We start from the raw sequence: 17,924 nt of genomic DNA, 5'->3' as shown, positions 1-17,924 counted from the left end.
GCAATAAATTATGATTTCGTAAACTCTCCGGCTACTGGAATACTCATTTGGTAACCTGCGGTGAAGCCGCCGGACCAGGGCTCTCAAATCTCAACTCTCAGCCCCGCCAGCGGCTGCTCCTCATAAATGATACGGTTCGTGTCTGATAATCTTCATGGCCCGGTAGAGCTGTTCCGCCAGGATGAGACGGGCCATCTGGTGGGTGAATGTGAGGGCGCTGATGGAAATCTTGAGATTTGCCCGTTTCCGTATGTTTTCCCCATTTCCATAGGGGCCGCCGATCATGAAGAAGAAGTGGCTCGTTCCTGCCACCATCCGCTTCTGGATGATATCCGCCAGGCCTTCCGAGGTCACCGGTTTCCCCTTCAGATCCAGGAGTACGAGAAAATCGTCGTCCTTCAGGTATTTGAGGATTTTCTCCCCTTCCTTCTCCATCACCTTTTCCTTCAGCGCCGGAGAAGGATGGTCCGGCATTTTTTCTTCGTCCGGGGCGATGATTTCCACCTTCGCCATGGGAGTGAGGCGCTTCAGGTATTCATCGATGCCCTGGCGCATCCATTTTTCTTTGATTTTGCCGATGGCAAGTACGGTAAATTTCATTACTTGTCAGACTCCGGTGCTGAAGCCAGGAGGACTTCCGTGGTCTTTTTGCTCCCGTTATGCTCGTAGGTCACCTGGATCCGGTCGCCCGGCTTATGACCATCCAGGATTTCCCGCATACCCTTCACGGTGTCGAAGGTCTTGCCGTCGATGGCGGTAATATAGTCACCGGGCCGGATATCCGTCAGGGAAAGTGGGCTCCGGGAGGCAATCTTCATGACGAGGACCCCGCCGTCATGGTCCCAGTTGTACCCATAGCGCTGGGCGATATCCTTGTCTGCCGCATAGACGCCCAGGTATGCCCTGGTTACCTTGCCATTGTCGATGAGCTGCTGGATAATGCCTTTGGCGGAATTGATGGGGATGGCAAAGCCCATGCCCTCTACCCCTTCCTTGGCGATTTTGGCACTGTTGATGCCTACCACCTTGCCGTCGGCTGTCACCAGGGCGCCGCCGGAGTTGCCGGGGTTAATGGCCGCATCGGTCTGGATGAGCTTGAACCGCTGGTCAATGTCATCGAGACTCCGGTTCAGGGCACTGATGACCCCTACGGTAACGGTGCCCTGGAATTCCAGGCCCAGGGGGTTGCCGATGGCAATGGCCGTCTCCCCTACCTGGAGGGCATCGGAATCACCGAATTCCGCTATCGGGAGATCATCACTGCCGTCAATCTTTACCACCGCCAGGTCCGTGGAGGGGTCTGTCCCCACCACTTTGCCCGCCACCGTCTTCCCGTTGGACAGGCAAACGTTCACTTCTTTGCTGCCGGATACCACGTGGTTATTGGTGACGATATAGCCTTTCTTGTCAAAGAGGACGCCGGAGCCTACGCTCTGGCCCACTTCCACCCGGCGGTTGAACATATCCCGGTCATAGACCCTTGTCGTAATGCCTACGATGGCCGGGCCCACTTCCTTGACCGCCTGCACCACTGCCGTATTCCGTACAGCCGGCAGGTCTTTGATTTCCTTATTCGTGCTGCCGGGCATCTGGTAGGAGGAAGCGGCACCTGCCTTCTTCGGCGACTGGAATTCACCAAAATAGCAGCCGCCGGCACCACCGATGACCAGCATGGCCAGCGCCAGGGCAGCGATTTTCATACGGCCCTTATGGGAACCTTTTTCTGTCTGCTGCATGGCTTCCCCATGCTCTTTCAGCTGTTTGTCCAAGTCTTCTCTGTCCATAACGGCACCTCATATCTTTCTCCGCCGCAGGCGGAATCATTTACTTTTGATTATTTTGCTATTATAGCACAAATAAAAGAATTGAGGATTAAGAGTTGAGGTCCAGCGGTTCCGCCGCAGGAACTGTAGCAAGACGGCATGCTTACGGCTGGAGAATTCCCGCTGCCAGTATCTTATCTCAAGCCTGTTTGTATGAATGATTGCCGTTGACTTGAGCGTATCACAATTCAGCATCTTACCGATTACTGGCATTAATTGCAGTAGACTCTGCACTTAAATCGTCACCTCGAGCGGTGGTAAGTGCCGTAATGATGCGAAACATAAAAATCGAAAGACGATAGAAGACATTCATCTTCTATCGTCTTACTTATACAGTACAAGAGGGAGTCCTGACGACTATGACCTAAAACGGACAATAGACTCTACAGGAGGCTCTCTTCCCAGAAGAGAGCTGTCCACCGGACTGAGAGATGGTAATGGATTCCGGCCCACAGGGCCTGTCCAGCTTTCCTGACAGCCAGAAGCTGACAGCTGACAGCCCCCGCCCGTTCGCACATAAGCCCAGCCACACAAGCGCCGCAGGCTGACCACCTGGATCCAGGTCTAGGTCTAGGTCTAGGTCTAGGCCATCAGGGCCTTCGGTCCTTTCCTTCTCGACCTCGATCTCGGTCTCGATCCCATCATCACTGCCCCACCTGTTCGATTTCTCCCTGGGAGAGGTGGATGAATTCGCCGGTGCCCTTTTCGTAGCCCACTTCTTCGGCGATGTGCATGGTCCGTTCGTGGCAGGTGAAGAGGAAGATCTGCTGGGTCTTGCCCAGGTCCATGAGGAACCGCAGGGTTTCCCGCTGCCGTTTTTCATCAAACCGGACGAAGATATCGTCCAGCACGATGGGGAGCGGCTCGATCTGGCTGCCGAAGGACAGGGCCATGGCGAGGCGGATGGCCAGGTATACCTGGTCACCGGTGCCGGAGGACCAGATCTTTTCGCTCTTCAGCCGGTGCATGTCGTCTTCGATTTCGATGTCCTTCCCGTTTTCGGAAATGGTGAGGGAATACTTGCCCATGGTCATTTCCTTCAGGAATTCATTGGCCTTCTCCACGATTTCCGGCTGTTTTCCGGATTCGTAGATGGACTGGGCCCGGTTCATCACTTCTTCGGTGTACATGAGGGTGAGCCATTCCTGGAGGGATGCATGGATCTCAGCCTGGATTTTTTCCTTGTTCTGCAGGGCCTTCGTGATGGAATCATCGCCGGCGAGGCGGAAGATTTCATTTTCCACGGCTCCCTGGCTGCGCTGCATTTCAGCGAGCTGGGCCGATTCTTCTTCCACCTGCTTTGTGAGCTTTTTATGCTCCTCCATCCAGTCGTCGTACTGGCCGGTTTCCAGGGAATGCCAGAGGGACTGGAATTCTTCATCGCTTCCTGCGTACATGCGCAGGTCCTGGCGGATCCGTTCCCAGTCCTTCCGGATCTGGTCGTGATGTTCATGGGCATTCACTTTTTCAGCAAATTCTTCCGCATTCTTCGCATGGACCAGGTTCAGGAGGGTGTCCATTTCCCGCTGGCAGGAAGCCCAGCGGTCGTCCAGTTTCTCCATTTCTTTTTCATAGGCTGCGTGCTGCTTGTTCTTTTCCTGCAGCGCTTCCCATTCCATGCTCCGCTTCTGGTTTTCTTCGTAAATGGCGGCAATGCTGTCCGGATTTACGGGGTAATTGAGACCGGTGGCGGAAATGACGGATGCCGCCCGGCGGGAAAACATATCGAGACGGGCGTCTACCTGTTCCAGGCGGAGGTCCAGGATCTTGCCCTTCCCTTCGGCGGAATAGATCTTCTGCCACTGCTCCTGGAGGGCCGACAGGTTTTCCGCCCCCACCTGGGGCAGGTGATTGGACTTCAGCCAGTGGGTCCAGGATTTTTCTGCTTCCTCTTTCTTCGTTTTCAGCAGTTTTCCTTCTTCTTCCCACTTCTTGTGCTGTTCCTGCTGTTTCCGGACCGTTTCCTTTTTCCAGGCAATGGCCTGGCGCTGGGCCTGGTCTTTGTAGAAATCGGACCGCTTTTCCTGCATCAGGTTATGGAAGGCCTGGAGCTCTTCCACCGTCTTCGGCGCCTGTCCCGGGAATTTGCCTTCAATGGCTTTCCGTTTCTCTTCCAGCTGCCGGTCCTGTTCCGTCAGCTTTTCCAGGGATCTTCCCTTTTCATGGACCACATGATTGTGGATGAGGTAGAAAATCACTGCCAGCACAAGGGCGCCGCCGGCGCCGTAGGCAGCCATGGTCCCTGCCCGGGCAGTATAGAAGGCCGCCATGCCGCCGCCGGCACAGAGGATGGACACCAGGGACAGCCAGAACCAGGGAGTGAATTTCTTATCCTCCTCCCCATTGAGCTGTTCCATTTCTTTATGGATAGATGCCTGGTCGTGGAGGATATTTTCCAGGGACGATGCCATGGTTTCGATGCCCTGCCAGTCGGACTCGGACTGCACCGCTCCCTCTTTCTTCAGCTCTTCGGAGATGTCTTCCACCTCCGGTTCCCGCTGCTCCCAGAAATGGAGTTCATTGTTCCGGACGCCCAGGCTCTTGGAAAGGCGGCGCCCTTCTTCCCAGTCCACGTTGGCACAGGGTTCGTCGATATTCAGGGGATGGTCCCAGAAGGGCAGGGAATAGCCCAGTTTTACGTAATCTCCCCGCCAGTTTTCTTTTTCCTGTTCCAGGGCTTCCGCATCGGAAATGGTCTGCCGCCACTGGCCCAGGTCCACGTAGAGCTTTTCCAGTTCCCCCACGGCTCCAAGCCAGGGGATGACTTCTTCCTTTTTGACAGGCTTGTATTCATCCAGCTTCGCCTGAAGGGACTCTTTCTGGTCGTGGAGCACGTTCATCCGGTTCATGAGCTGGTTCCACTGTTCCTTGCCGTTGGAAGGGAACATGGTGACCTGTTCCGACAGGTCCAGCTGCCGCTTCACATCGGCCGCCCGCTGGTAGTAATCCCAGGCGCCCAGCCTCTTTTCCAGACGCTGGTTCTGTTCCTTGTCCTTTTCCAGTTTCCCTTCCAGCTCGGCCACGTTCTTTTTCAGTTCTTCCTGCTTATGCTGGAGATCGGAAAATTCCTTTTCCTGGTTGGAAAGGGAATCCAGGGTCTTATTGGCTTCTTCCAGGTCCGCCATGAGCTGGTTGATCTTCCGTTTGCCCTGGGTGGAGGCAGAGAAAAGCTTTCCCTTGGAATCCTGGATTTTTGCTTTCACATTGGCCAGCTTGTCGCCGCCCTGGAGCATGAAGAACCGGCTTCTTACGGTGTCGTTGGCCAGGAACGAAGCGCCCTGGAGGTCTTCCAGTCCCACCGCAAAAATCTTCTCGTACATGTAGCGGTTCAGTCCATGCCACCAGATGGCCGGCAGTTCCTCTTCCACCTTCACGTGGTTCTCGTTTTCAAACCACTTTTCCTTTTCATCCCGGTGGACCCGGTAGAATTTTCCGTCGGAACGGACAAATCCCATATTTCCTTTCCGTCCCTGCCATTTTCCCCGGCCGTATCCGAAAAGCATATCCCGGATAAAGCGGAGCATGGTGGTCTTGCCGCTCTCATTTTCTCCCATCACCACGTTCAGGGATGTCTGTGAGGGCTGCCAGGAAGCATGATGGTAAATCCCATACTGCTCCAGTTCCAGATCAGTGATCTTCATGATCTTCCTCCTCTTCTGTCAGCATTTCCGCTCCCAGAAGTTCCGATTTTTGGAAAGCCTTCAGCAGGTCCTCGTCGGACACCGCATCCAGCAGTTTCCCGTATTTGGCAAACTCCGGCTGGTCTTCCGCCATTTTCCGGAGTTCCTCTTTTCTCTTGTCTTCGTCCTGCCCGTTGATTTCATCAAAGGCCTTCAGGAAGTTTCCCGTCACGTCCGGCAGTTCCCGGCGCTCCTTCAGGTTCACCGCCGTCCGGGTCCTGTCCTCAGCTGCCGTGAAGCAGGCAAAGAGGAACCGGAACTGTTCCTTGTCGTTCAGGGTCTGCAGGATGAAATCCCGCCCTTCTTCCGTGGCCAGGGCCTGGTGCAGGGGACCGGCTCCCGTGAAAATAAGACGGATCATATTCGGCCGTCCCGTGAGCTCCTTCAGCCCCGCCCGCCGTTTGGTGATGGCCTGGATCAGTTCATCCACCTGGGAAAAGGGAGAAATATCCACGGTCATATCCATCCAGCGGATAATATCGGTTTCAATAAACTTCAGTGTCACCGTACCATAGGCTCCCACATCCACCAGGTAGCAGCCCCGGATACCGGTCTCGTTCACATTGAGGCCCTGGGTATTTCCAGGATACACGATGTAGGGAGAGGTGGACAGGGTTTTCCTTGTATGCACATGGCCAAGGGCCCAGTAATCCATGCCCGAAGCCTTCAGTTCATCCACCGTGCAGGGGGCATAGGGGCTCCCTGCCACGCCGGCGTCCGTATGGAGCATGCCGATGGCAAAGCCATCGTCCTTATCTTTGTGGAAAGAGGCGGCCAGGTCCTCCTTCACATGCCTTGTTTTATAGGAAATCCCGTACACCGTGGCTGCCTTTTCTCCATCCTTCATGAGAGGGAAAGACTCCACATGGTCCGATGAGAAAATATGGACCGTCTCCGGCAGGGGAATATCGGCCCGCCAGGCTTCTCCGGGGTCATGGTTTCCGTGGACCATGAATATCTGTATGCCCCCCTGGGCAGCCCGGTACAGCTCCCGGGCAAAGGCCATCTGGGCCGACAGGCTGTGATGGTCGCTGTTATAGACATCACCGGAAATCAGGATGGCATCCACCCGGTTTTCCAGTGCCGCATCAACTACTTTTTCAAAAGCTTTGAATGTAGCTTTTCCTATCTGTTCATTCCAGGGGCCGGCGGATCCCATGCGGACATCACGGAATGGTTCTCCCAGATGAAGATCAGCGCAATGGATAAAAGAAAAATGTTTACCCATAATTCCTCCTCTATGTAATCAGTCGTTTCCTTATATTTTAACACAGTTGGAAAGGTGTGAAAATGGAATGAATGCGACCAGTGTCGACGCCGAGATCAAGGGGAAGGCCGCTTTTCGGCGGGTATTGCGCGGCCGAGCGCGGTGCGGACGGGCGGAGCTTTTAGCTTTTAGCTGCTAGCTGTCAGGAAAACTCAACAGCCTGCGGCACTCCAATTGTTCAATTGACAGTCCTTCATGCCGTAGGCTGGCCAGCTTTCCTGGAAGCTGGAAGCTGACACCTGAAAGCCCCCACCCGTCCACACGCAAACCAGCCATTTGCCTCCGCCTGCAGGACCTATCCCACTCAAGGCTCAAGGCAAAAGGCTCAAGGCCCCCGAACCGTTCGCAAGAGGGTTAATAGCTGACAAAAGGAGCCGGGAAAGGCGATTCTGCCTTTTCCGGCTCCCTTGAATTTCCATGGCTTACATGGCTTCGTAGATTTCTGCTACCGCATCGTATTCCTCATCCGTCGGTGGGACGTAGAGGGGTTCCCCATGTTCATCGGTATCGATCCGGGCAAGGATAATGTCCGGTTCCTCCGTGGAATCTTCCGATTCCGGGATGGAAACGAGGACTGCGAATTCCTTTCCTGCGAGGGGAATGACCGTATCCTGTACATAGTCCTGCTCTGTACCGTCAGGACCGGTAATAGTAATCACAATGGGTTCTTCTTTATTTTCTGTCATAGGGTAGTTCCTTTATTTTGAAAGGAGAGATGCTGGAGATATCCCTCCAGAATGACCATGGCCGCCATCTTGTCGATGACTTTTTTTCTCTTTTTCCGGCTCACGTCAGCGGCTATGAGCTGCTTCTGGGCGATGACAGTGGTGAGCCGTTCATCCCAGAAATGGTAGGGAATGTCAGGGAAAGCCGCCGCCAGTTCTTTGGCGAATTCCTCGGTTCTCTCTGCCCGGACGCCTTTGGTGCCGTTCATATTGAGAGGCATGCCGATGACGAATTCCTCCACCTTGTACTGGTCGGTGAGCTGCCGAAGCCGTTTGAAGTCCGCCTCCCTGGTGGTGTGGCGGATGGTTTCCACGCCCTGGGCGGTCCAGCCGAAGAGGTCGCTCACGGCGACCCCGATGGTGACACTGCCCACGTCAAGACTCATGATACGCATATCAGAGGCCCTTGTGCTTTACGTAGAAACGAACCAGTTCTTCCACCAGTTCATCCCTTTCGATGCCGGAAATCAGTCTTCTGGCATCGTGACGGCTGGTAATGTATGTCGGCTCCCCGGAAACAAGATATCCCACTAACTGAACGGTAGGATTATGGCCTGCTTCTTTCAAAGCCGAATAGACCTCCTTGAGGATCATGGCTGCCTGTCTGTTTTCCCCTTCATCCGCGTTGGTATTAAATAATATTGTTTCATCAGAGACTGACATAGTTATCCCTCCTCAATCAAGCATTTCAGAAATTGCCTTGATGCCTTCTGCAATGGCTGCATCCAGTTTGGATGTATCCTTGCCGCCTGCCTGGGCTACGGCCGGCTTGCCGCCGCCGCCACCGCCGCAGATCCTGGCTGCCCGGGAAACGACTTTGCCCATATGGATGCCTGCTTTTACGGCTTCCGGCTGGGCCATTCCCACCAGGTTCACCTTGTCACCGGATACGGTGCCCAGGATGAAGGCGCCGCCTTTGAGCTTTGTCTTCACCACGTCCGCTGCTTTGCGGAGTTCATCCATATTGCCTGCATGGACAACGGCGCCGAAGAAAGGAATTCCCTTCTTTTCCTGTACGTCCTTCATGAGGCTTCCCAGTTCGTCCTTTGTCTGCTGCTGTTTCAGTTTTTCCAGTTCATGCTGCAGTTCTTTTTCAGAGGCCAGGGCTTTTTCAATCTTTTCAGGAACCTGTTCAGGCTTGCCTTTCAGCAGTTCTGCTGCCCGGGCAAGAAGTTCCCGATCCTTCTTCATCATTTCATAGGCTGCCTTGCCGGTGACCGCTTCGATACGGCGGATACCGGAACCGATGCCCCCTTCGCTGATGAGGCGGAAGGAACCGAGTTCGCCGGTATTTCTCACATGGCTGCCGCCGCAGAGTTCCTTGCTGAATCCCGGAATGGTGACAACCCGTACGATGTCGCCGTATTTTTCACCGAACAGGGCCATGGCGCCGGATTTCTTTGCTTCTTCCAGCGGCATTTCCGTAATATTCACATCGGTGGCTTTAATGATTTCATCATTCACGATCTGTTCCACCGCAGCCATCTGGTTGGCGCTGAGCGGTTCAGGCCAGGTGAAATCGAAACGGAGCTTGTCCGGAAGCACCAGGGAACCGGCCTGGTTGACCTGGTCGCCAAGGACCCGGCGCAGTGCTGCCTGGAGCATATGGGTGCCCGTGTGGTTTCTTGCCAGGTCTTCCCGGCGGGTACGGTCTACGGAAACTTTTACCGTTTCCCCTTCCCGGATGACCCCTTCGGTTACGGTGCCGATGACGTAGATAATGCCGTCAGGAAGCTTCTTCGTATCTTCCACGGCAATCATGCCTTCTTCGCCGGTAATGGTGCCGGTGTCGCCGATCTGGCCGCCCCCTTCTGCATGGAACGGGTTGTTTTCAAGAATCACGGTCACTTCGGTGCCATCAGCGGCTTCACTGATTTCCTTACCGTCCTTGCCGAGGAGGAGGAGCTTCGTTTCTCCGTCTTTGTCTTCGGTGGTCAGTTTGGAAGCGTCCAGTTTCGTGGTATCCGGGGTAGCCACTTTTGCGGAAACCTTGGCCCGTGCTGCCCGGGCTCTTTCCTTCTGTTCCGCCATGGCTGCTTCGAAGCCTTCTTTGTCGATGGTCATGCCCTGTTCCTTGGCAATTTCATCGGTCAGTTCCCATGGGAAACCGTAGGTATCATAGAGCTTGAATACCTTGTCTCCGGAGAGAACGGTATTCTGTTTCTTTTTGCTGTCTTCCAGCATTTCGGACAGGAGGTCGGTGCCTGCATTCAGGGTTGCATGGAACCGGTCTTCTTCCACGCCGGCCACCTTCTTAATGAAAGCCTGTTTATCCACCAGTTCCGGATAGGCCGGTTTCATCATGTTGATAACCACGTCGATCATCTGTCCCATGAATGCATTCTCGATGCCCAGGAGCTTGCCGAAGCGGACAGCCCGGCGGAGAATACGGCGGAGCACGTAGCCCCGGCCTTCATTGGACGGAAGGATGCCATCGGCAATCATATTCGTAATAGCCCGGGCGTGGTCGGAAATAACCTTCAGTGCCACATCGCCCTGGGCACTCTTGCCATAGGGTACACCGGAAAGGGCTGCTGCTTCTTCGATAATCGGGAAGAACAGGTCCGTTTCAAAGTTGTTCTTCTTGTGCTGCAGTACTGCTGCCAGACGTTCCAGACCGGCGCCGGTATCGATGTTCTTCTTGGCCAGCGGCAGGTAGGAGCCGTCTTTCTGGCGGTCGTACTGGGAAAATACGAGGTTCCAGATTTCCAGGAACCGGTCTCCGTCACCGCCCATCTGGTTTTCCGGGTCCGTGCCGAATTCTTCGCCCTGGTCGTAGAAAATTTCGGAGTCCGGTCCGCAGGGGCCTTCACCGATTTCCCAGAAGTTATCGCTCAGCGGATAAATATGGTTTTCCGGGAGTCCGATCATTTTGTGCCAGTAATCGTGGGCTTCATGGTCATCGGGATAAATGGTGACGTAGAGCCGGGATTTATCCAGTTTGATTACTTCCGTCAGGAATTCCCAGGCCCAGGTAATGGCTTCTTTCTTGAAGTAATCGCCGAAGGAGAAGTTCCCCAGCATTTCAAAGAAAGTGTGGTGCCGGGCGGTGTGCCCTACGTTTTCAATATCACCGGTACGAATGCATTTCTGGCTGGTGGTGACCCTGTGACGGGGTGGTTCCACCTTGCCTGTAAAGTATGGCTTCAGCGGTGCCATGCCGGCGCCGATGAGAAGCAGACTGGGGTCATCCTTAGGAATCAGAGAAAAACTCTTCAGCCTCAGATGGCCTTTCTGATTTTCAAAAAATGAAAGATATGACTCACGAATATCATTGCCCTTCATGATTAACCCCCTTAAACTAGTTGTGTTCTTCATTATATATGACTTGCCACGTGCATGCAAGGAAAATTAGAAAATGGGAATAGATTGGGATACGCTCCTGCCAATTGAGACAGGTTTTATCCGACCTGTGGTTGGAGTCATCCGCGGCAAAGCCGCTGACCAGCTCAAAGCTCAAGGCTAAAGGCTCAAAGCCCTGCTGCTGATGACTCAATCGTATGCTCCCCAATAGACTCCTATCTCGGCTGGCCGATTTCCTTTTCCAGCCGGATCACCGCCAGCTGCTTGCCCAGGTCCTTATATTTCTGTTCATCATAATCGGCGTAATAAATATGCTCCGACAGGTCCCCTTCCACCTCCACATGGCCTACGGGATCGATGAAACGGGAATGACCTCCCAGCTGGACCCCATGATAGGTGCCGGCCATGTTTACGGCGCAGATACACATGCCGTTCTCAATGGCCCGGGCCCTGGTGAGCACATCCCACTGGGAAAGATGGACCTTCGGCCAGGAAGCGGGGGCCAGCACGAGAGTGGTGCCGGCTTTTGCCATTTTTCTCCACATCTTGGGAAAATAAAATTCATAGCACACCGCCATGCCCGTCTTTACGCCGTGGATGGATGTGGTCATGAGATGCTCTCCGGGCACCATGAGCTCCGCTTCCAGGTAGCCATAGAAAAGATGGCGCTTGCTGTAATGGGCCTGAATATGGCCGTTGGGGGCAAAGATGATGCCCATATTTTTAACGATGCCATCCTTTTCAATGGGGAGCGTGCCGGCAGCCAGAGTGACGTGATGAAAAGCGGCAAAGGAAGAAAGTCTGTCCAAAAGGCCATCATTCATCCGGGTCACCCGATTTTTGAAATCATGAAAATTATAGCCGATGGTCCAAAGTTCCGGCATCACCAGCACGTCCGCCTGGGACGCTGCCTCCTCCAGAAGCTGGAAGGCGTGGTTGATATTTCTTTCCTTGTCGCCCTCCGCCACATCCATCTGCAGCATACCGATTCTCACTTGATCACTTCCTTAAAAGGGAAAGGGGCTGTATGGAAATGGGAGAACATTCCCCCTTCTGTTTCTTTACAGCCCGATACATACATAAGGAAGCGCTGAACAACCGGCAAAACCGATTTTCCAGTGCTTCCCCAACACTTGCACATTTAGTTTTATAATACCCGGTTAGCCCCGATGTAGCGGTCATGCCAGTATCCGTTTTTCAGGGTTGCCACTGCTACGCCGCGGCTGCTGGTGGCGCTGATGAAATAACCATCCCCCAGGTACAGCCCGGAATGGGATACCCCTTCGTCGTAGGTCTGGAAAAATACCAGGTCTCCCGGTTCCAATGCGTTCACGGATACCTTACGTCCGGAAAGATACTGTTCATCGGCTCCCCGGGGAAGGGTGATGCCCTTCCGGTTGAATACGTACTGGATAAAGCCGGAGCAGTCAAAGCCCCGGGGCGTGGTGCCGCCAAATACATAAGGCACGCCAACGTATTTCTGGGCCTCCGCCGTAATGGCACGGACCGTATCACTCATGGGTCCCGCCTTATGCCATTCCACCCGGCTGTCATCGATGCCGAGGGATAAACCTCCATGGTAGGAAGAAGACTTCGCTGGAGCTGCCGGCCGGACCATGGCTTTCCCCATGAGCGCCTTGTAGGTCATAGGACCAACGATACCGTCCACTGCCAGGTGCTTTCTCTTCTGGAACTGCTTCACTGCCTTTGACGTGGCCCAGTTGTAATTGCCGTCCGCCTTTACTTTGAATCCATATACATTCAGCCGTTTCTGCAGGTTCCTGACTTCCGTTCCCTTAGAGCCGATGGTGTAATCGGCCATAGATATCTGTGCTGTTCCCAGGGCAAAAATGCCTGTGAGAAGCAAAACGATGACTTTCTTTTTCATGCCTGCACTCCCTTTGATTCCCATACATAAGTATCGACTGACCTTTCGGCAAGCCAGTCTTATCATTCATTTCTCTTAGTCCATGTCTCTTTTATTACGCTATTTTCCTTTACATTTTACCACATTTTAAGAGAAATTTCCTGTATTTATGCGGGAAATTGGAAGAATTGCGATATGAAGGACGAAGATTCATGTCCAGGGGCTGCAGCATTCTTACGGTTGGAACCATTTGGAGCGGAGCTTCTGGCTTCCAGGAGAGCTCAACTGCCTGCGGCACCTCAACCGTTCAAATGACAGTCTGTCATGCCGTAGGCTGGCCAGCTTCCCTGGCAGCTAAAAGCCCCCACCCGTTTGCACGTGCACTCAGCCAACGGCCTCTCAATGTCATTCTTTCTTCTCCGACCGATCCCGCTTATCCCGCACAATCCGGTGGTTCTTTTCCAGGTTCGCAATCTGGAGAACCTCTTCTTTATCGGCGCCATAGACCCTGCCGCTGATGAAATTGCGGTCCACCATGGTTTCCACGGTGAAGGCGGGGTTGATTTCCTGCAGACATTCACAGATTTTATCATAGATTTCCTTATCGCTCAAACGGCAGGGACCGGTAAGGGCGAGCTCAAAGGACAGATGGATTTCCCCATCCCGTTCTTCCACGAAGAAATCATGGTAGGACAGAGGGAGCTTTGACCGGTAAATGGCGGACTCCAGATCCCGCCGGTACCCCTCTTCCCGGGGATTGGAAACGGCCTTGGGATCCGCATGGATGGTAGCCTGGACGTTCAGCTTTTCCCGAAGCGTGGTCATCACGTTTTCCGCCAGTTCATGGCTTTCTACGAGGTCCAGGCTGCTGTCCAGTTCCACATGGGCAGTACAGAAATGGTTTTCCGGCCCGTAATCATGGACGATGAGATCATGGACCCCATAAACTCCGGGGCAGGACAGGATGCATTCCCGGATTTTTTTGTACACTTCCACATCCGGCGTAGCACCGAGGATGGAATTGACGGCATTCTTCATGATGCCGTAGCCCGTCCACAGGATGAAAAGGGCCATAATGGTTCCCACGTAACCATCGATATGGACCCCAAAGAAATATTCCACCAGCGTAGCCACAAGGACGCCGGAGGTGGACAGCATGTCGGACAGGGAATCGGCGCTGTACGCATCGAAGGCATGGGAATTCAGCCTTTTCCCGGCCCTCTTGTACCACCAGGCAAGGAACAGCTTCCCCACAAGGCCCACCATAAGAATCACCGCCACGAAGGGAGTGAACGTTGTGTCTTCTGGATGAAGGATTTTCTGCACCGACTGTACCAGGAGCGTGATGCCTACATACAGGATCACCGCCGCCATGACAGTGGAGTTGATATATTCCAGGCGGCCGTGACCAAAGGGATGCTCCTTATCCGACGGCTTGGCGGCATAATAAAATGTCATCATCAGAAGAATGACAGAGCCCATGTCGGTGATGTTATTGAAGCCATCGCCTACGACAGAGAGAAAGCCGCTCTGCCAGCCTGCCAGTATTTTAAAGAAGCCCAGCAGGAAATTCACAAACAGCCCCACGGATCCCGCAAGGAAAGCCTTCTTCGTCCGTTCTCCCCGTGGACCTACAAACAAAAATGTCATTATATTTCTCCTTTGAAATCAAATAGAAACCCAGGGAAAGCCTGTCCGCTTTTAAACAGTCGGTATACCTAAATGTTTCTGATATGCCAAAAGGCTCTCCCGGAGGAGAGCCTTCACAATTACAGGAAGCGGAGAAAATCAATATTTATCAAAGTCAATGTTATTCAGAATATCTTTCAGCTTGAGGATTTCCTCTTTCGTCAGGGTAAGACCCTTTGTCATGGCCGTATGGTCCGGATTCCAGGACCGGAGGTCGAAATTTTCTCCCCTGTTATTCCAGCTCGTATAGGTAAGCTGTTTCTTCCAGCCATTGGAGGCTTCCGAGAGGTCTCCTAATTCTTCTTGGATTGTATACGTAATTTTTGCTGCCATTTTTATAATCACCTCATAGATTAATGAACATGCATTCATGGTACCATAGAAAGGACAGAAAGTAAATTACCTGTCAGAAAAAAGAGTTGAACTCTGAGGGATGATATGGCTAAGCTTGCGTGCAAACGGCTGGGGGCTTTTAGCTTTTAGCTGTTAGCAGCCAGGAAAACTCAACAGCCTGCGGCACTCCAACCATTCGAACCGGTTGTCAGTCATGCCGTAGGCTATCCAGTTTTCCTGAAAGCTAATAGTTAACAGCTGGAAGCCCCCACTCGAACGCACGCGAACTTAGCCACATAAAAAAGGCACACCATGAGGTATGCCTTTTTCTGTTCCATTCAATTACAGGCTCTCGCCCTGTTTCTGTTCCACCCAGTTCCGGAAGTAAAGCTTGTCCCCTAACGATACGAAAGCCAGCTGCACCGGCAGGGCTACCATACCGCCTACTACGGGGGCACCGATATAAATTCGGTTCCATCCATCGGAGACGCCGGCCACTTCTTTGTAATCCACTGGCATATACCGGGCTTTCAGGGAAATGTAATAATCCGAATTCAGGAAAGACCAGGGAATGGCCACGAGAAGCTTTTTTTCGCAGATCAGGGCCACCGGGTAATGAACCCGGTTGATCCGCCACAGGGATATGAGCACCACCAGCGCTGCCAGCACATAGAATATGATGCCATGATTCATATTATGGGTAATGGCAAAAATAATGGCAGCCGCCGAGGCTATCACATAAACCAGTGACAGGAGAAAGATATAGGCCTTGGAACGATAACAGGTCCACAATATCTTTCCATACAGTTCTTCTTTATAGGTATCCAATAAAATCCAGCCGTCCTTTTCATTAAACGGAGCTTTGGGGAAACGCCGGGACCCTTCCGGAAATAACCGGAGCTATCTCAACGGTTTCCAGGGCCTTTTACTTCTTGGCGGTCCAAAAACCGCATCGTAAAGAACCCATTGTCTCGCAGCCCTTGTATCAGGGAATGGAAGCCGGTTTTCACTGACCCCGCCGGTTTCCTCTAACATACTCCCCCCGTAATTCCGATCCGCCTCTCCGGACAGCTCTTTTGCTCTGGCCTCCTTTTCATCTGCCACAATAACTGCAGATGGATGGAGCTTCTTTAAGTCGGGCTTCACGGTTCTTGTCTTTATTTTAACAGATTTCTGTTCACAATTAAAGGATTTTGCAGAAGATTCCTGTTTACCCGATGCATCTGGGGCAGGCGCTGCCACAGGCGCCGGTTTTTCCGGTGCTTCAGGCCGGCTTATTTCCGCCGGAGGTTCCGATGGTTTCGGACTTTCAGCGGTCCCTTTCTGCCCCCAGGATTTCAGTATCCGCTGGCGCAGCTTCTTATAATCATAGCCGCCGGGATTCGATGGTTCCGCCATGGCAGCCTCCTTATTTATCCTTGTGTCCTTCTCCGGTGCCGGCGATGTTTTCTCTCATTTCCGTATCGGCGGCAATGTTCTTCAGGTTGTAATAGTCCATGACCCCCATATGGCCGCTCCGCAGGGCTTCCGCCAGGGCGTGGGGCACTTCCGCCTGGGCTTCGATGACCTTTGCCTTCATTTCCTGGGTATAGGCCTTCATTTCCTGCTCCTTCGCCACAGCCATGGCCCTTCTTTCTTCAGCCCGGGCCTGGGCGATCTGCTTATCCGCTTCCGCCTGGTCCGTCTGCAGCTGGGCACCGATATTCCTGCCCACATCCACATCGGCGATATCGATGGAAAGGATTTCAAAGGCCGTACCGGAATCGAGGCCCTTGCCGAGGACAGTCCGGGAAATGTGGTCCGGATTTTCCAGGACATCCGTATGGCTCTCAGAGGAGCCTACGGTGGTGACGATGCCTTCCCCTACCCGGGCAATGATGGTAGCTTCGCCGGCGCCGCCTACGAGGCGGTCAATATTGGCGCGCACCGTCACCCGGGCCCGGACCTTCAGCTCAATGCCGTTCTTCGCCACCGCTGAAATGGTGGGGGTCTCGATGACCTTCGGATTGACGCTCATCTGCACCGCTTCCAGCACGTTCCTGCCGGCCAGGTCGATGGCTGCCGCCTGTTCAAAGGACAGGGAAATCTGGGCACGGTGGGCCGCAATAAGGGCATCCACCACATTATCCACATTGCCCCCTGCCAGGTAGTGGGCTTCCAGCTGGTTCACGTTCAGCGCCAGCCCCGCCTTCGTCCCTTTGATCAGGGGCAGCACAATCATCCTCGGTTCTACCCGGCGGATCCGCATGCCCACGAGATTGAAGAGAGAAATATTGACCCCCGCCGCCAGGGCAGAAATCCAGAGGCCCACAGGCACAAAGTGCAGGAGTACCGAGATTGCAACAACGGCGATAAAAAATACCATCACCGGAAAAAACAGAATTTCCATACATACCTCCTGACGCCGGACAGAGAAAGTCCGGCTCTACATAGTAATAAAAATCCAGCCCTCAGCGGTTTCCCGGGATTTCCCGGACGATGATATAACTGGACCGGGCCGCCGTAACCTTTACAGGCCGCCCCTGTTCAATAAACCCGCCATCGGAGACCGCATCGAGTACGGAGTCCCCGATTTTCACCTTTCCCGAAGGACGGAGGGTGGAAAGGGCATCCCCCTCTTTCCCCACGAAGCTTCTGTAGTCGGAAGAGGAAGAATGGAATCCGGCCTTCCCCTTCAGCTCCGTATGGAGGGTGAGCTTTCGCCACAGCCGGCTCTGGGACAGATGGCCGGCGATGAAATAAAAGCCGACAGCCGAAAGGATCACTGCAGCCGCCAGGATATAAAGGGCCGTGACGCCGCCGCCAAAGGTAAAGAAGAGCCCCGTCATCACCGCCACAAGGCCAATCACCGCAGCGGCTCCGGAAAAGAGGAACAGGATATCCATAATAATGAGGGCCATACCGGAAAAGAACAGGATGAACTCCATCACAGAAGGTGAACCGTCCCCCCATCGGGCGCCAATCAGGATAGCACCGGCTATGGCTGCCACCAGGGCGCCTCCTGAAAATCCCGCCGTCTTCACCTCGGCAGCCAGGGAAATAAGGATAATCGCCGCCAGCAGGGCTTCCACCATCGGGTTTGCCAGAATTTCCGCCATACCGCACCTCCTTTACCTGGGTAATAAGTATACCTCTGATTTCATTATACTATAAGCCGAGTATACGTGCGAACGAATGGAGCTTCCAGGGAAGCACTGATTAAATCGTTGTTCGATTATACTCTTGTATTTTCATGCA

Annotated in this window: 15 protein-coding genes; all 15 read right to left on the bottom strand. The window is 53.6% G+C overall.

The genetic code is table 11. The features are described from left to right. Window positions 1-120: 120 nt before the first annotated feature. Complete coding sequence (gene rlmH, locus QZR21_RS03545; protein ID WP_296097303.1) at window positions 121-600, bottom strand: 23S rRNA (pseudouridine(1915)-N(3))-methyltransferase RlmH; 480 nt, start codon at window positions 598-600, stop codon at window positions 121-123. Next, complete coding sequence (locus QZR21_RS03540) at window positions 600-1,736, bottom strand: S1C family serine protease (RefSeq protein WP_296097334.1); 1,137 nt, start codon at window positions 1,734-1,736, stop codon at window positions 600-602. Before QZR21_RS03540 ends, rlmH begins: the two co-directional genes overlap by 1 nt. Window positions 1,737-2,467: 731 nt before the next feature. Beyond that, the gene (locus tag QZR21_RS03535) at window positions 2,468-5,464 is read right to left on the bottom strand and encodes an AAA family ATPase (protein ID WP_296973790.1); all 2,997 of its coding nucleotides are present in this window, start codon (window positions 5,462-5,464) and stop codon (window positions 2,468-2,470) included. Next, window positions 5,451-6,731, bottom strand: coding sequence for a DNA repair exonuclease (locus tag QZR21_RS03530; protein WP_296097307.1), 1,281 nt, complete (start codon window positions 6,729-6,731; stop codon window positions 5,451-5,453). Before QZR21_RS03530 ends, QZR21_RS03535 begins: the two co-directional genes overlap by 14 nt. Window positions 6,732-7,192: 461 nt before the next feature. Further along, window positions 7,193-7,456: a DUF1292 domain-containing protein gene (locus QZR21_RS03525; RefSeq protein ID WP_296097309.1), complete on the bottom strand. Its 264-nt coding sequence runs from the start codon at window positions 7,454-7,456 to the stop codon at window positions 7,193-7,195. Continuing rightward, window positions 7,453-7,890, bottom strand: a complete 438-nt coding sequence (ruvX, locus tag QZR21_RS03520; RefSeq protein ID WP_296097311.1) for a Holliday junction resolvase RuvX — start codon at window positions 7,888-7,890, stop codon at window positions 7,453-7,455. The genes QZR21_RS03525 and ruvX overlap by 4 nt, the downstream gene beginning before the upstream one ends. Window position 7,891: 1 nt before the next feature. Beyond that, window positions 7,892-8,158 carry an IreB family regulatory phosphoprotein gene (locus QZR21_RS03515; protein WP_296097313.1) on the bottom strand — a complete coding sequence of 89 codons (267 nt, stop codon included), beginning with the start codon at window positions 8,156-8,158 and terminating at the stop codon, window positions 7,892-7,894. Between the two features lie 12 nt (window positions 8,159-8,170). Further along, the gene (alaS, locus tag QZR21_RS03510; RefSeq protein ID WP_296973785.1) at window positions 8,171-10,780 is read right to left on the bottom strand and encodes an alanine--tRNA ligase; all 2,610 of its coding nucleotides are present in this window, start codon (window positions 10,778-10,780) and stop codon (window positions 8,171-8,173) included. Between the two features lie 233 nt (window positions 10,781-11,013). Beyond that, entirely contained in the window at window positions 11,014-11,793 is a 780-nt protein-coding gene (locus QZR21_RS03505; RefSeq protein WP_296097317.1) for a nitrilase-related carbon-nitrogen hydrolase, read from the bottom strand. 152 nt (window positions 11,794-11,945) lie between these two features. Further along, window positions 11,946-12,686 carry a C40 family peptidase gene (locus QZR21_RS03500; RefSeq protein WP_296097320.1) on the bottom strand — a complete coding sequence of 247 codons (741 nt, stop codon included), beginning with the start codon at window positions 12,684-12,686 and terminating at the stop codon, window positions 11,946-11,948. Window positions 12,687-13,070: 384 nt separating this feature from the next. Next, window positions 13,071-14,315 carry a cation diffusion facilitator family transporter gene (locus QZR21_RS03495; RefSeq protein ID WP_296097322.1) on the bottom strand — a complete coding sequence of 415 codons (1,245 nt, stop codon included), beginning with the start codon at window positions 14,313-14,315 and terminating at the stop codon, window positions 13,071-13,073. 138 nt (window positions 14,316-14,453) lie between these two features. Then, window positions 14,454-14,687: a YdbC family protein gene (locus QZR21_RS03490; RefSeq protein ID WP_296973781.1), complete on the bottom strand. Its 234-nt coding sequence runs from the start codon at window positions 14,685-14,687 to the stop codon at window positions 14,454-14,456. 342 nt (window positions 14,688-15,029) lie between these two features. Next, entirely contained in the window at window positions 15,030-15,515 is a 486-nt protein-coding gene (locus tag QZR21_RS03485; RefSeq protein WP_296097326.1) for a hypothetical protein, read from the bottom strand. Between the two features lie 580 nt (window positions 15,516-16,095). Beyond that, on the bottom strand, window positions 16,096-17,076 hold the full coding sequence (gene floA / locus QZR21_RS03480; protein WP_296097330.1) for a flotillin-like protein FloA: 981 nt from the start codon (window positions 17,074-17,076) through the stop codon (window positions 16,096-16,098). A gap of 61 nt (window positions 17,077-17,137) precedes the next feature. After that, window positions 17,138-17,785 (bottom strand): NfeD family protein, encoded by a 648-nt coding sequence (locus tag QZR21_RS03475; RefSeq protein WP_296097332.1) that lies wholly within the window; start codon window positions 17,783-17,785, stop codon window positions 17,138-17,140. Window positions 17,786-17,924 lie beyond the last annotated feature (139 nt).

It is taken from the genome of uncultured Dialister sp. (assembly GCF_900541605.1).
Taxonomy (GTDB): Bacteria; Bacillota; Negativicutes; order Veillonellales; family Dialisteraceae; genus Dialister.
Note: the sequence above shows the minus strand (reverse complement) of the source record. Positions and strands in the feature narration are given on the sequence as shown.